The following is a 14,884-nucleotide window of genomic DNA, read 5'->3' as shown; positions in this document are numbered from 1 at the left end:
GGGCAGGAGGTCGCCCACTCCAGGGAGCGGCCGTAGCCCCACGGGTCGTCGACGCCGACCGGCTTGCCGTACTTGGCCGTCTTCCAGATGTTGTAGAAGAACGGCAGGATCGACAGGCCGAGCAGGAACGAGGCGATCGTGGAGACCGTGTTCAGCGCGGTGAAGCCGTCGGCCGCCAGGTAGTCCGAGTACCGGCGCGGCATGCCCTCGACGCCCAGCCAGTGCTGGATGAGGAACGTGCCGTGGAAGCCGACGAACAGCGTCCAGAAGGTGATCTTGCCCAGACGCTCGTCGAGGATCTTGCCGGTGAACTTCGGCCACCAGAAGTGGAATCCGGCGAACATCGCGAAGACGACGGTGCCGAACACCACGTAGTGGAAGTGCGCCACCACGAAGTAGCTGTCGGAGACGTGGAAGTCGAGCGGCGGGGACGCCAGGATCACACCGGTCAGACCACCGAAGAGGAAGGTGATCAGGAAGCCGACGGACCACAGCATCGGTGTCTCGAAGGACAGGCTGCCCTTCCACATGGTGCCGATCCAGTTGAAGAACTTCACGCCTGTCGGCACCGCGATCAGGAAGGTCATGAAGGAGAAGAACGGCAGCAGCACGCCACCCGTGACGTACATGTGGTGCGCCCACACCGTGATCGACAGACCGGCGATCGCGATGGTCGCGGCGATCAGGCCCATGTAGCCGAAGATCGGCTTGCGGGAGAAGACCGGGATGATCTCGGAGACGATGCCGAAGAACGGCAGCGCGATGATGTACACCTCGGGGTGGCCGAAGAACCAGAAGAGGTGCTGCCACAGCAGCGCCCCGCCGTTGGCCGCGTCGAAGATGTGCGCCCCGAACTTGCGGTCCACCTCGAGGGCGAACAGCGCGGCGGCGAGCACCGGGAAGGCCAGCAGGACCAGCACACCGGTCAGCAGCACGTTCCAGGTGAAGATCGGCATGCGGAACATCGTCATGCCCGGAGCGCGCATGCAGATGATCGTGGTGATGAAGTTGACCGAGCCGAGGATGGTGCCGAAGCCGGAGAAGGCCAGGCCCATGATCCACATGTCGGCGCCGATGCCCGGCGAGCGGACCGCGTCCGACAGCGGGGAGTAGGCGAACCAGCCGAAGTTGGCCGCGCCGTCCGGGGTGAGGAAGCCACCCAGGGCGATCAGCGAGCCGAACAGGAACAGCCAGTAGGCGAACATGTTCAGCCGCGGGAACGCCACGTCGGGCGCGCCGATCTGCAGCGGCATGATCCAGTTCGCGAAGCCGGCGAAGAGCGGCGTCGCGAACATCAGCAGCATGACCGTGCCGTGCATCGTGAACGCCTGGTTGAACTGCTCGTTCGAGACGATCTGCAGTCCCGGACGGGCCAGCTCGGCGCGCATGACGAGCGCCATCACGCCACCGATGACGAAGAAGGCGAACGACGTCACCAGGTAGAGCGTGCCGATCGTCTTGTGGTCGGTGGTCGTCAGCCACTTGACCACGACGTTGCCACGGTTCTGGCGCCGCACCGGCAGCTCGTCCTCGTAGTGGGACCCCGCTGCCTCGGCACCCTGAGGTTGGTTGAGGATGCTCACAGGATGTTCGACTCCCGGTTCTTCTCAGGGCCCGTCTGTCCGATGCCGGCGGGCACGTAACCGGTCTGCCCCTTCTCGACGAGGTCCTTCAGGTGCTGCTCGTACCGCTCCTGGGAGACGACCTTCACGTTGAAGAGCATCCGGGAGTGGTCGACGCCGCAGAGCTCGGCGCACTTGCCCAGGAAGGTGCCCTCACGGCTGGGGGTCACCTCGAAGGCGTTGGTGTGCCCCGGGATGACGTCCTGCTTCATCAGGAAGGGCACCACCCAGAAGGAGTGGATGACATCACGCGAGGTCAGCACGAAGCGGACCCGCTTGCCCTCGGGCAGCCACAGGGTGGGGCCCGGGTTGTTGGTCTGGGGGTTGCGGGTTCCGGGGACACCGCAGTCGTAGACGCCGCCGGCGTCGGCCGGGAACGCGTCCTTGTAGCGGTCCGGGATCGCGTCCAGTTCCTTGGACTTCTTGGCGTCGCCCGTGGAACCGTCGACGTTCTCGACGTAGTTGAAGCACCAGCTCCACTGGAAGCCGACCACGTTGACCGTGACGTCGGGATTCTTCTCGAGCTTCAGCAGCTCGGACTCATCGCGCGCGGTGAAGTAGAAGAACACCGAGACGATGATGAGGGGGACAACCGTGTACAGCGCCTCGATGGGCATGTTGTACCGGGTCTGCGGAGGGACCTCCACCTTGGTGCGGCTGCGCCGGTGGAAGAACACACTCCACAGGATCAGGCCCCACACCAGCGCGCCGATGGCGAGCGCGGCAGCCCAGGAGCCCTGCCACAGGGAGAGGATCAGCGGAGCCTCTTCCGATGTTGGGGTGGGCATACCGAGGCGGGGGAAGTCCTCCCATGTGCAACCGGTGGCGGTCGCCAGGACCAGGCCCGCGGTCAGTGCCTGCAGCAGCTTCCGCCGCATGGGGCGCCGCGGCGAGCGGTCGGAGCCGTTGGGACTCACGTAGCGCCTTCCCGAGAGTCTCGCCCGCGCTTAACGGCTGCGGCCTGGCCTTCTCGCTGGTCGGTCGCCGCCCTGCGTCGGGCAGGGGTTTGGATGTTTATGCGGACCAAACCCTAGCCGACGCCCTCCGGGGGGTCGCGGGGAGGGGGGCCTAGTCAGTCCGCGGGTCGCTGGATTGGCGGCTGCGGCTGTGCGGGGGCCGGTCGCGCGGTTTCCCCGCGCCCCCCGGGCCGGCCGCAGCGCCGGAGTTCTACCGTTGCCGTATGGCCTACTTCGACGCCGCTTCGGCCGCTCCTCTCCACCCTGTTGCCCGGCAGGCCCTGATGGCCTCCCTCGACGAGGGGTGGGCCGATCCCGCGCGGCTGTACCGGGAAGGGCGGCGCGCCCGGATGCTGCTGGACGCGGCGCGGGAGGCCGCCGCGGAGGTGGTGGGGTGCAGGGCGGACGAGTTGGTGTTCACCTCGTCCGGGACCTCGGCGGTGCACTCCGGTGTCGCGGGTGCGCTGGCGGGCCGGCGGCGCGCCGGGCATCACCTGATCGTGTCCGCGGTCGAACACTCTTCTGTGCTCCACGCGGCGGAAGTTCACCGGGCCGGCGGGGGGTCGGTCACCGAGGTGGCGGTGGACCGCACCGGAGCCGTGAATCCGTCGGCGTACGCCGGGGCGCTGCGGCCGGACACCGCGCTGGCGTGTCTGCAGTCCGCCAACCACGAGGTGGGGACCGTGCAGCCGGTGGCCGAGGTGGCCGGGGCGTGCCGGGCGGCGGGGGTGCCGCTGCTGGTGGACGCGGCCCAGTCGCTGGGCTGGGGGCCGGTGGAGGGCGACTGGTCGCTGCTCACGGCGAGCGCCCACAAGTGGGGCGGTCCGTCGGGGGTGGGGCTGCTCGTGGTGCGCAAGGGGGTGCGGTTCGCGCCCCAGGGGCCGCGTGACGAGCGGGAGTCGGGGCGGGCGGCCGGCTTCGAGAACCTGCCGGCGATCGTGGCCGCGGCGGCGTCCCTGCGGGCGGTGCGGGCGGAGGCCGCCGAGGAGGCGGTACGGCTCGGGGAACTGACGGAGCGGATCCGGGCACGGGTGCCGGGCCTGGTGCCGGACGTGGAGGTGGTCGGCGATCCGGAGCGGCGGCTGCCGGGGATCGTCACCTTCTCCTGTCTCTACGTCGACGGGGAGACGGTGCTGCACGAGCTGGACCGCTCCGGTTTCTCCGTGTCGTCCGGTTCGTCCTGCACGAGCAGCACGCTGACGCCGAGCCATGTGCTCAGGGCGATGGGCGTGCTGAGCGAGGGCAACGTCCGCGTCTCGCTGCCGGCGGGGACGCGGGAGGAGGACGTGGAGCGCTTCCTGACGGTCCTGCCGGGGGTGGTGGCGGGGGTGCGGGAGAAGCTGGGCGCGCCGGTGTCCGCGGGGGACGACGCGGCGCGGCGGGGGGAGGACACCGTGGTCGTGGACGCGCTGGGCCGCCGCTGTCCGATCCCGGTGATCGAGCTGGCCAAGGTGATCGGGGACGTCCCGCTCGGCGGCACGGTCCGCGTCCTGGCCGACGACGAGGCCGCCCGCCTGGACATCCCGGCCTGGTGCGAGATGCGCGACCAGCAGTACCTGGGCGAGGAGCCCGCCGCCGGGGGAACCGCCTACTCGGTCCGCCGTCTCACCTGACCGCGCACGGACGGGGGGCGCGGGGAACCGCGAGCGGCCCCGCGCCCCCGGTGGCTCAGCCCAGGTGGGCGCGGACCTCCTCCGCCGCCTCGTCCCCGTACGCCTTCATGAACCGCTCCATGAAGTGCCCGCGCCGCAGCTGGTACTCCTGCGTGCCCACCGTCTCGATGACCAGCGTGGCGAGCATGCAGCCCACCTGCGCCGCCCGCTCCAGCGGCACACCCCAGGCGAGGCCCGACAGGAATCCCGCCCGGAACGCGTCGCCGACACCCGTCGGGTCGACCTTGCGCTCCTCGTCCGGGCACCCGACCTCGATGGTCTCCTCGCCGACCCGCTCGATGCGGACTCCGCGCGCGCCGAGGGTGGTGACCCGGTGGCCGACCCGGCCGAGGATCTCCTCGTCGCTCCAGCCGGTCTTCGTCTCGATGAGGCCCTTCTCGTACTCGTTGGAGAAGAGGTAGGTCGCCCCCTCCAGCAGTATCCGGATCTCCTCGCCGTTCATGCGGGCGATCTGCTGGGAGAAGTCGGCGGCGAACGGGATGCCCCGCGAGCGGCACTCCTCGGTGTGCCGGAGCATGCCCTCCGGGTCGTCGGCGCCGATGGAGACCAGGTCGAGGCCGCCCACGCGGTCGGCGACGGTCTTCAGCTCGATCAGCCGGGCCTCGCTCATCGCGCCCGTGTAGAAGGAGCCGATCTGGTTGTGGTCCGCGTCCGTGGTGCACACGAAGCGGGCGGTGTGCAGGGTGTCGGAGATACGGACGGAGTCGGTGTCGACGCCGTGCCGGTCCAGCCAGGCGCGGTACTCGTCGAAGTCGAAACCGGCGGCTCCGACCAGGATCGGGCGGGTGCCGAGCTGGCCCATTCCGAAGGCGATGTTCGCGGCGACGCCACCCCGGCGTACGTCGAGGTTGTCGACCAGGAAGGACAGCGAGACCGTGTGCAGCTGGTCCGCGACGAACTGGTCGGCGAACCGGCCGGGGAAGGTCATGAGATGGTCGGTGGCGATGGAGCCGGTGACTGCGATGCGCACGGCGTCGATTCTCCTGGGGGAGGCGGGTTGACACTTCACGCTACCGGGTGGGAGCGACCCGCAGAAGCATCCAAAACTACCCGATAGTAGGGCTTTCTTCGTGACCTTCGTCGTGCCTACGGTGCGGACATGACGAACATCGACGTCCACACGTCCACGCCGGTCGACCTCGAGGGCGACCTGGCGTCGCTGCGCGGCGACTGCGCCCGGATGGCTCCCCACTGGGCGGTACCGGACCGGGCCGCCGCGCGGCCGGTGTCCCCGTCCCTGATCCACGGCGTGAGCGTGCCGCCCTCGTCCGCCCGGCTGCTGGACGCGATGTCCGAGTACGGCGACTGAGCCGACGCCGGGAACCGCGCGCTCCCCCGCTGCGTCCCATCGCTGTCCCCCGTGAAGGGGATGCGGGATACGACCCCTCAGCAGTCCCGGTCGGACCGGGCAGGGTCCACTGGGACAGTTGCGCAGCCGAAGGAGCGATGCGGTGAACACCGAGCGACCCGACAACGACGACGCCGAGGCGCGCGACGGCGCCGGCAGCACGGGCGGCACGGGCGGCACCGGGGGCGCTTCGGGCGGCGACGGGGCGGCGGACGCGGGAGAGCGGCGGGACCGCACGGCCGGCTCCGCCGGACCGGCCACCGGCGCCCCTGCCGGGGAGTCGGCCGTCACGCGGGACGAACAGGAGCCCGCCCCGGCCGATCCGCCCCCCGCCGCGACCACCGAGACCCCCGAGGACGAACCGGAGCCCCAAGGCCCCGCCAAGCCCCTCACCGCGAACGCCGAAACCCCCGAGAGCCAGCCGGAGCCCGGACACCCGGCCGACGACCTCGCCGCGAATGCCGGAGCCGCCCCGGACGAACCGGAGCCCGCTCCGGACGAGGCCGTGGTCGGGGAGCGCCGGGCCGGTGGCCGGCGGACCGGGGACGAGCCCGCCGACGGTCCGGCGCGACGGCGTTCGCCCGTGCTGGTCGCCTCCGTCGCCGCCGCCGTGCTGCTCGTCGGGGGCGGCGGCGCCTACCTGGCCACCGGTGCCGTGGGCGGCTCCGGTGATTCCGGGACCGGTACGACGCCCGGGGCGAACGGCGACCCCACTCCCCCGCCGCTCGCCCTCGACGGCCCCTCCGAGGGCGCCGGGAACGGCATCGCGCCGGGCGAGCCCAACCCCTACGGCGCCACCTACCGCGCCGACGGCACGCTCCCCGGCGGTCCCGGTTCCGCGCCGGTGTACCGCGCCGGCGGGCAGGTGACCGAGGAGCGGGTGGTCGCGCTGGCGAAGGCGCTGGGGCTCGACGGGAAGCCGGTCGCGGAGGCCGGGGGCTGGCGGATCGGCGGCCAGGACGGCTCAGGGCCGACCCTGCGGGTGGAGCGGGAGGCACCCGGCTCCTGGACGTACAGCGCGAACACCCCGCGCACCGACAACTGCAAGGGCGCCACCTGCAAGCCGCCGGCCTCCGGTGACGCCTCCGCGGTGAGCGAGGCCGTCGCCCGGAAGGCCGCCGCGCCGGTGCTGAAGGCGGCGGGGCAGGACGACGCCAAGCTCGACGCGAGCCAGATCCTGGACGGCCGGCGCGTGGTGAACGCCGACCCCGAGGTGGGCGGGCTGCCGACGTACGGCTGGACGACCGGTGTGGTCGTCGGCGCGCAGGGCGACGTGGTCGGCGGCAGCGGCCGGCTCGCGGAGCCGGTGAAGGGGGAAACCTACCCCACGGTGGGCGCCGGGAAGGCGCTGGAGCTGATGAACGCGGCGCCGGGCGGGAGCCCGCGCGCGGGCGTCGGCGGGTGCGCCACCTCCGTACCGCTGGAGGAGGACCGGCAGCAGGAGCAGTGTGATCCGGGGGCGAAGCCGGCCGGGGAGACCGTCACCGTCGACGGCGCGGTGTTCGGACTCGCCGCGCACTCCGTCGGGGGGCGGCCCGCACTGGTGCCGTCGTGGCTGTTCGAGGTGCGTCCGGGGGGCGCGCCGGAGGCGATCACGGTGACGTACCCGGCGGTCGACCCGGAGTTCCTCGCCCAGCGGTCGCCGTCCGGTGAGGCCAGTCCCGCGCCCACCGGGCCCGGCGACGGGCCGGCCTCGGCGCCGGCGGCCCGGGAGGCCGAGGTCGAGGGCTACACGGCCGAGGGCGACGAGCTGACCGTGGTCTTCACGGGCGGGGTGTGCGCCGACTACGAGGTGACGGCCCGCGCGGACGGCGGCGAGGTGACGGTGCGGGTGACCGAGACGCCCTGGCCCGGCAAGGTGTGCATCATGATCGCCAAGCGGTACCAGGAGACGGTGCGGCTGGACGCGCCGCTCGGTGGCCGCGCGGTGGTGGACGCCGACGGCGACCCGGTGCCGCTGCACAAGGACGGCGCCCGGCTGCCCGCTCCGCCCACCCGGTAGCCCCCGGAGGCCGGACGACGAAGGCGGCGGTTCCCCCTGAGGGGACCGCCGCCTTCGTCGTGGGCTGCCGGAAGTGGGGAGCCGGCTCAGCTGAAGGAGTCGCCGCAGGCGCAGGAGCCGGTGGCGTTCGGGTTGTCGATCGTGAAGCCCTGCTTCTCGATGGTGTCGACGAAGTCGATGGTGGCGCCGCCCAGGTAGGGGGCGCTCATGCGGTCGGTGACGACCTTCACACCGTCGAAGTCCTTCAGCACGTCGCCGTCGAGCGAACGCTCGTCGAAGAAGAGCTGGTAGCGCAGGCCGGAGCAGCCGCCGGGCTGGACGGCGACGCGCAGGGCGAGGTCGTCACGGCCTTCCTGGTCGAGCAGGGCCTTGACCTTGGACGCGGCGGCGTCGGTCAGGACGATGCCGTCGGTGACGGTGGTGGTCTCGTCCGATACGGACATCTACATCTCTCCCGGGTTGTACGGAGACTGCTTGCCGACGGTTGCAACCGGCGGGACCGCGGATTCATTCCGGGCCGGGCGCGTCTTTTCCTCGCTTCCCTCCTCATGCTCGCACACACGGTGCGGAGCGGAAACCGGCTGCCGCGGGGCCTCGCGGGAATGGATCGGCGCCCGCCGGGATTCACGTCACACGGACGCTATGGCCGTCGTCAAAGTGACGTGAACCGGTTATGATAGATAGCGTCATTTCGACGAGAAGTCGCCAGAACAGAAAGGGTGCGTGTCGTGACCACCGCCCAGACCCAGGAGCTCGACGTACAGCCGACGCCCCTCGCCCTGCTGCTCCTCGGCCGTGAGGCCGACCCGAAGAGCGAGCGCGGTGTGGAGTGTCCCGGCGACCTCCCCTCGCCGTCCGACCCGGACCTGGTGGAGCGCGCCCGCGCCGCCAAGGAGAAGCTCGGGGACAAGGTCTTCGTGCTCGGCCACCACTACCAGCGCGACGAGGTCATCCAGTTCGCGGACGTCACGGGCGACTCCTTCAAGCTGGCCCGGGACGCCGCCGCGCGGCCGGAGGCGGAGTACATCGTCTTCTGCGGCGTGCACTTCATGGCCGAGTCCGCGGACATCCTCACCGGGGACGACCAGAAGGTGGTCCTGCCCGACCTCGCGGCCGGCTGCTCCATGGCCGACATGGCCACCGCCGAGCAGGTCGCCGAGTGCTGGGACGTGCTGACCGAGGCGGGAGTGGCCGAGCAGGTCGTCCCCGTCGCGTACATGAACTCCTCCGCCGACATCAAGGCCTTCACCGGCAAGCACGGCGGCACCATCTGCACCTCCTCCAACGCCCGGCGCGCCCTGGACTGGGCCTTCGAGCAGGGCGAGAAGGTGCTGTTCCTGCCCGACCAGCACCTGGGCCGCAACACCGCGGTGCGGGACATGGGCATGTCCCTGGAGGACTGCGTCGTCTACAACCCGCACAAGCCGAACGGCGGGCTGACCGCGGACGAGCTGCGCGGCGCGAAGATGATCCTCTGGCGCGGCCACTGCTCGGTCCACGGCCGCTTCAGCCTGGACTCGGTCAATGACGTGCGCGAGCGCATACCCGGCGTCAACGTGCTGGTGCACCCCGAGTGCCGGCACGAGGTCGTGGCCGCGGCGGACCACGTCGGCTCGACCGAGTACATCATCAAGACCCTGGAGGCGGCCCCGGCCGGCTCCAAGTGGGCCATCGGCACCGAGCTGAACCTCGTACGGCGCCTGGCGAACCGTTTCGCGCCGGAGGGCAAGGAGGTCGTCTTCCTCGACAAGACGGTCTGCTTCTGCTCCACCATGAACCGCATCGACCTGCCGCACCTGGTGTGGGCGCTGGAGTCGCTCGCCGAGGGCAACCTGGTGAACCGCATCGAGGTGGACAAGGAGACGGAGGCGTTCGCGAAGCTGGCGCTGGAGCGGATGCTGGCGCTGCCGTAACCGCCCGAGCGGAGCCGCACGCGGAGCAGGCCGTGCCCGACACCGGATGTGTCGGGCACGGCCTGCTCCGCGTGCGGGGGCGTCAGACCTTCGCGGCCTCCGGTTCGCCGGCCGCCGGCTGGGCCGGGACGCCGCCCTTCTTCGCCGCCTTCTTCGCCGCGCGCCGCTCCTTGCGCAGCTCCAGCATCACGTAGAGCGTCGGCACGAGGAGCAGGGTCAGCAGCGTCGAGGTGATCAGACCGCCGATCACCACCACCGCCAGCGGCTGGGCGATGAAGCCGCCCTCGCCGGTGACGCCCAGCGCCATCGGCAGCAGGGCGAAGATGGTCGCCAGGGCCGTCATCAGGATCGGCCGCAGACGGTGGCGGCCGCCCTCCAGCACCGCCTCGACGACGCCGTAGCCCTGCTCGCGGTACTGGTTGATCAGGTCGATCAGCACGATCGCGTTGGTGACCACGATGCCGATCAGCATCAGCATGCCGATCATCGCCGGGACGCCCATCGGGGTGCCGGTGATCAGCAGCAGGCCGAGCGCACCGGTCGCGGCGAACGGGATGGACACCAGCAGGATCAGCGGCTGGGCGAGCGACCGGAAGGTGCCGACCAGCAGCATGAACACGATCGCGATCGCGGCCAGCATCGCCAGGCCCAGGTTGGCGAACGCCTCGTCCTGGTCCTCGGTCACGCCGCCGATCTCCGCCGTCGCACCCTCGGGCAGCGCCAGCCCGTCGATCTTCGCCTGGAGGTCCACGCCCACGGCGCCGGTGTCCTCACCGACCGGCCGGGCCGTGACGGTGGCCGAGCGCTGACCGTCGATCCGGGTCATGGAGACCGGGCCGTCCACCACCTCGACGGTGGCGACGTCGCTCAGCTTCACCGGACCCAGCGGCAGGTTCTTCAGCTGCGCCACAGTGGTGGCCGGCTGCGCCGAGCGGATGACGACGTCGCGCTCGGTGTCGTCCAGCACCGCCTTCGCGGCCGGGGTACCGCGCACCGCCTGCGCGACGGCCGCACCGAGGCTCTGGTCGTCGAACCCGGCCGCCGCGGCCGCCGCGTTGGCCTTGACCGAGATGCGGGGCACGCTCTGCGCCAGGTCGCTGGTGACGTCCGTGACGCCGTCCAGGGAGGCCACCGCTTCGCGGACCTGCTCCGCCGCCTTGCGCAGCACCTCAGCGTCCGCCGCCTTGACGACCACGCTCAGATCCTGGCTGCCGAAGCCGTCACCGGCCGCGATGGTGGTGGTGCCGATGCCGTCGAGGTCCCCGAGGCCCTTCTCCAGGCTGTCCCGCACGTCCTCGGAGGACGCGTCGTCCTCCAGCATCACCTGGTAGGTGGCCTGGTTGGTGTCCGTACCGCCGCCGAAGGCCGCCATGAAGCCGGACGAGCCGACCGTCACCTGGTAGTCCTCGACGCCCTCGGTGTCGCCGAGCACCTTCTCGACCTTCCGCGCCTGGGCGTCGGTCGCGGCCAGGCTGGTGCCGGGCTCCAGCTCCTGCCGGACGGTGAGGACCTGCTGCTCGCCCGCGTCGAAGAAGTTGGTCTTCAGCAGCGGCGCCATGGCGAAGGTGCCGATCAGCACGACGACCGCGATGGCCAGGCTGGCGAGCCTGCGCCGGGTGGCGAAGCGCAGCACGGAGAGGTACATGCGCTGGAGGCGGCTCCTGGCCTCCTTCTCCTCCGCGAGCCGGCGCGCCTCCTCGGCGTCCTCCGGCGTGCCCTTCGGGGGACGCAGGAACCAGTACGACAGCACCGGGACGACCGTCAGCGACACCAGCAGGGACGCCAGCAGCGCGGCGGTGACGGTGAGGCTGAAGGAGCCGAACAGCTCACCCACCATGCCGCCGACCAGACCGATCGGCAGGAAGACGGCGACGGTGGTGAGGGTCGCGGAGGTGACCGCGCCGGCCACCTCGCGCACCGCCTTCATGATCGCCTCGTGGCGCTCCTCGCCGTAGCCGAGGTGCCGCTTGATGTTCTCCAGGACGACGATGGAGTCGTCCACGACCCGGCCGATGGCGATGGTCAGGGCGCCCAGCGTCAGCATGTTCAGCGACAGGTCGCGGGTCCACAGCACGATCAGGGCGAGGACCACGGACAGCGGGATGGACACCGCGGTGACCAGGGTGGAGCGGACCGACGCCAGGAAGACCAGGATCACCACGACGGCGAACAGCAGACCGAGCGCGCCCTCGGTGGTCAGGCCGTCGATGGCCTTGGACACCGCCGGGCCCTGGTCGCTGACGACGGTGAGCGTGGCGCCGTCGCCGAGGTCCTCGCGCATCTCGGGGAGCTTGTCCTGGACGGCCTCGGAGATGGCGACCGCGCTGCCGTCGTGGTCCATGGTGGCCATCACGGCGAGGCTGGGCCGGCCGTTGGTGCGGGTGAGGGAGTCGGCCCTGGCCTCCTCCTGCTTCACCGTGGCGACGTCGGCGAGGCGGACCGGCTCGCCCTTGCCGGGCTCGCCGGTGACCATCAGGTTCTCGATCTGCTGGATCGAGGTGAAGCCGCCGCCCACCTGGACGGTGCGGTTGGCGCCGCCCTCGTCGAAGGAGCCGGCCGGCACGGTCGCGCCGCCCGCCTGGAGGGCACCGGCGAGCGACTGCGCGCTCAGGCCCGCCTTCGTCAGCTTCGCGGTGTCCGGGGTGACCGTGACCTGGAGGTCGCGCACGCCGTCCACCAGGACCTGACCGACTCCGTCGATGCCCTCCAGCGTGGGCACCACGGTCCGCTCCAGCTGGTCGGCGAGCGCCTGCTGGTCCTTGTCGGACGTGACGGCGAGCACCACGGTCGGGATGTCGTCCGTGGAACCGGCGACGACCTGCGGGTCGACGCCGTCCGGGAGGAGGGCACCAGCCCGGTTGACGGCCTGCTGGACGTCGGCGACGAGCTGCTGGGTGTTGTTGCCGTAGTCGAAGGACGCCATGATCACGGCGTTGCCCTCGCTCGCCGTCGAGGTGACGCCGGAGATGCCGTCGACGGCCTCCAGGTTGTCCTCGATGGGTTCGACGACCTGCTTCTCGACCACGTCCGGTGACGCGCCCTGGTACGGCGCGATCACGGACACCATGGGCAGTTCGATGGTGGGCAGCAGCTGCTGCTTGAGCTGGGGTATCGCGATCGCCCCGAAGACGAGCGCGATGATCGACATCAGTCCGATCAGCGCCCGTTGCGCGAGGCTGAATCTGGACAGCCAGGACATGGGCAGGGTCTCTTTTCCGTGGAGCGGCAGAAGTCCGGGAAGCGGGCACGCGCGCGAGTGGGCGCCCGCTCTACACCCTGGGCCATCCACGGGGGCCTATCCGTAGACCCGAGGTCCCATCCCTCGGGCGGCGCCTACTCCCGCCGCAGTACGCCCCGCCGGCCTCACTCCACCCTCGGACGGACGAGCCCCGACTCGTAGGCGGTGACCACCAGCTGGGCCCGGTCACGGGCCCCCAGTTTGGCCATGGCCCGGTTGACGTGCGTCTTCACCGTCAGCGGACTGACCTCGAGGCGCTCGGCGATCTCGTCGTTGGAGTGGCCGCCCGCCACCAGGACGAGCACCTCGCGCTCGCGTCCGGTGAGCGACCGGAGCTTCTCGGCGCGGTCCCGGTCACGGTCGGGGTCGGACGGCCCCTCCTGGGCGAGGAAACGGGCGATCAGGCCCTTGGTGGCCACCGGGGACAGCAGCGCCTCCCCCTCGGCGGCGATCCGGATGGCGTTCAGCATCTCCTCGGGTTCGGAGCCCTTGCCGAGGAAGCCGGAGGCGCCGGCGCGCAGCGACTGCACCACGTAGTCGTCGACCTCGAAGGTCGTCAGTATCACCACCCGCACCCCGGCGAGTCCGGGATCCTCGCTGATCATGCGGGTGGCGGCGAGCCCGTCGGTGCCGGGCATCCGGATGTCCATGAGGACGACGTCGGCGCGCTGCTCCCGGGCCAGCCGGACCGCCTCCGCGCCGTCGGACGCCTCCCCCACGACCTCCATGTCCGGCTCGGAGTCGACGAGCACGCGAAAGGCGCTGCGCAGCAGTGTCTGGTCGTCGGCGAGCAGGACGCGGATCGTCATACGGGCTCCAGCGGCACGGTGGTCACGGGCGGCGGCCGGGACGGTCAGCGACTGCCCTCCCCGGCGGCGGAGGTGCGGGTCCTGACCGGAAGGATCGCATGGACGCGGAAACCGCCGCCGTAGCGGGGACCGGTGGTGAGGGTGCCGCGCAGGGCGGTGACGCGCTCGCGCATGCCGAGCAGTCCGTGTCCGCCGCCCGGGCTCGGGGGGTGCTCGTCGTCGCTGCCGTCGTCGAGGACCGTGATCTCGATGTGGGGTCCCACGCGGACGACGCTGACCTCGGCCCGGGCCGCGGTGCCGGCGTGTTTCTGCACGTTGGTCAGGGCCTCCTGCACGATCCGGTAGGCGGCCAGGTCGACGGCGGCGGGCAGTTCGGTGCCCTCGTCGGTGCGGGCGACCTCCACGCGCAGTCCGGCGTTGCGGAACGTGCCGGCGAGTTCGTCGAGGCGGTCCAGGCCGGGCGCGGGCTCGGTGGGCGCCTCGGGGTCGCCGGACTGGCGCAGCAGGCCGACGGTGGCGCGCAGCTCGCCCAGCGCGGAACGGCTGGCCTCACGCACATGGGCGAGGGCCTCCTTGGCCTGGTCGGGGCGCTTGTCCATGACATGGGCGGCGACGCCGGCCTGGACGTTGACCAGGGCGATGTGGTGGGCGACCACGTCGTGCAGGTCGCGGGCGATGCGCAGCCGCTCCTCGGCGACCCGGCGGCGGGCCTCCTCCTCCCGGGTGCGCTCGGCGCGTTCGGCGCGCTCGCGGATCGCCTGGACGAAGGCGCGGCGGCTGCGCACGGCGTCGCCCGCGGTGGCGCCGATGCCGGTCCACGCGAAGATCGCCAGGTTCTCCTGGGCGTACCAGGGCAGGGGGCCGACCACCATCGCGGTGCCGGTGAGGACGGTCGTGGTGAGCAGGCCGACGCGCCAGGTGGTGGGGCGGTCGGTGGCGGAGGCGACGGTGTAGAGGGCGACGACGGCGCACATGACGACGGGGGCGCGGGGGTCGCCGGTGACGGACTCGGCGACCGAGACACCGCCGGCGAGCGCGAGCACCCTGCGGGGGGCGCGGCGGCGGAAGACGAGCGCGGCGGCGCCGAGCGTCATGAGGAGCAGGCTGAACGGGTCGGGGGTGCGCAGTTCCCAGTTGACGCCCTCGGGGTCGTGCGGGTCGACGAAGGAGCCGGCGACCATGCAGACGAGGACGCCGGCCGCGAGGGCCGCGTCCAGCGCGAAGGGGTGCGCCCTGGCTCGGCACCGGGCGCGGGTCAGGGTGCTCACGGCTGTCCACGGTAGCCGGGGGCCGCCGCCCGGGAGCCGTGCGCCCGGGCGGCCC

The 14,884-nt window shown here is 71.7% G+C and carries 10 protein-coding genes and 1 pseudogene; 4 read left to right on the top strand and 7 right to left on the bottom strand.

Annotated elements, in window-relative coordinates:
* Positions 1–1,523, bottom strand: a pseudogene (gene ctaD, locus IE172_RS03930) (aa3-type cytochrome oxidase subunit I); the annotation flags it as partial.
* 56 nt (positions 1,524–1,579) lie between these two features.
* On the bottom strand, positions 1,580–2,539 hold the full coding sequence (gene ctaC / locus IE172_RS03925) for an aa3-type cytochrome oxidase subunit II (protein ID WP_190095618.1): 960 nt from the start codon (positions 2,537–2,539) through the stop codon (positions 1,580–1,582).
* 263 nt (positions 2,540–2,802) lie between these two features.
* Between ctaC and IE172_RS03920 the strand changes: the two genes are divergently transcribed.
* Positions 2,803–4,191 (top strand): cysteine desulfurase/sulfurtransferase TusA family protein, encoded by a 1,389-nt coding sequence (locus IE172_RS03920; RefSeq protein WP_190095617.1) that lies wholly within the window; start codon positions 2,803–2,805, stop codon positions 4,189–4,191.
* 55 nt (positions 4,192–4,246) lie between these two features.
* On the opposite strand, the gene IE172_RS03915 is transcribed toward IE172_RS03920, so the two are convergent.
* Entirely contained in the window at positions 4,247–5,221 is a 975-nt protein-coding gene (locus tag IE172_RS03915; RefSeq protein ID WP_190095616.1) for a carbohydrate kinase family protein, read from the bottom strand.
* Between the two features lie 129 nt (positions 5,222–5,350).
* Between IE172_RS03915 and IE172_RS03910 the strand changes: the two genes are divergently transcribed.
* Together IE172_RS03910 and IE172_RS03905 are read left to right on the top strand one after the other, a co-directional pair.
* Positions 5,351–5,560, top strand: a complete 210-nt coding sequence (locus tag IE172_RS03910; protein WP_190095615.1) for a hypothetical protein — start codon at positions 5,351–5,353, stop codon at positions 5,558–5,560.
* 142 nt (positions 5,561–5,702) lie between these two features.
* Positions 5,703–7,601, top strand: a complete 1,899-nt coding sequence (locus IE172_RS03905) for a hypothetical protein (RefSeq protein ID WP_190095614.1) — start codon at positions 5,703–5,705, stop codon at positions 7,599–7,601.
* Between the two features lie 86 nt (positions 7,602–7,687).
* Here the strand turns inward: IE172_RS03905 and erpA are convergent, their stop codons facing one another.
* Entirely contained in the window at positions 7,688–8,044 is a 357-nt protein-coding gene (gene erpA / locus IE172_RS03900) for an iron-sulfur cluster insertion protein ErpA (protein WP_030859125.1), read from the bottom strand.
* A gap of 285 nt (positions 8,045–8,329) precedes the next feature.
* On the opposite strand from erpA, the gene nadA reads away from it, so the two are divergent.
* The gene (nadA, locus tag IE172_RS03895) at positions 8,330–9,514 is read left to right on the top strand and encodes a quinolinate synthase NadA (RefSeq protein ID WP_190095613.1); all 1,185 of its coding nucleotides are present in this window, start codon (positions 8,330–8,332) and stop codon (positions 9,512–9,514) included.
* Positions 9,515–9,596: 82 nt separating this feature from the next.
* Here nadA and IE172_RS03890 read toward each other — a convergent pair whose 3' ends face one another.
* The 3 genes from IE172_RS03890 to IE172_RS03880 all read right to left on the bottom strand — a co-directional run bounded on the left by IE172_RS03890 (position 9,597) and on the right by IE172_RS03880 (position 14,829).
* Positions 9,597–12,713, bottom strand: a complete 3,117-nt coding sequence (locus tag IE172_RS03890; protein ID WP_190095612.1) for an efflux RND transporter permease subunit — start codon at positions 12,711–12,713, stop codon at positions 9,597–9,599.
* Positions 12,714–12,877: 164 nt separating this feature from the next.
* Positions 12,878–13,561 carry a response regulator gene (locus IE172_RS03885; protein WP_190095611.1) on the bottom strand — a complete coding sequence of 228 codons (684 nt, stop codon included), beginning with the start codon at positions 13,559–13,561 and terminating at the stop codon, positions 12,878–12,880.
* 44 nt (positions 13,562–13,605) lie between these two features.
* A complete protein-coding gene (locus IE172_RS03880) occupies positions 13,606–14,829 on the bottom strand; it encodes a sensor histidine kinase (RefSeq protein WP_190095610.1) in 1,224 nt (407 codons plus the stop codon).
* Positions 14,830–14,884: the final 55 nt, after the last annotated feature.

It is taken from the genome of Streptomyces griseoflavus, assembly GCF_014649995.1.
Lineage (GTDB): Bacteria > Actinomycetota > Actinomycetes > Streptomycetales > Streptomycetaceae > Streptomyces > Streptomyces griseoflavus.
Note: the sequence above shows the minus strand (reverse complement) of the source record. Positions and strands in the feature narration are given on the sequence as shown.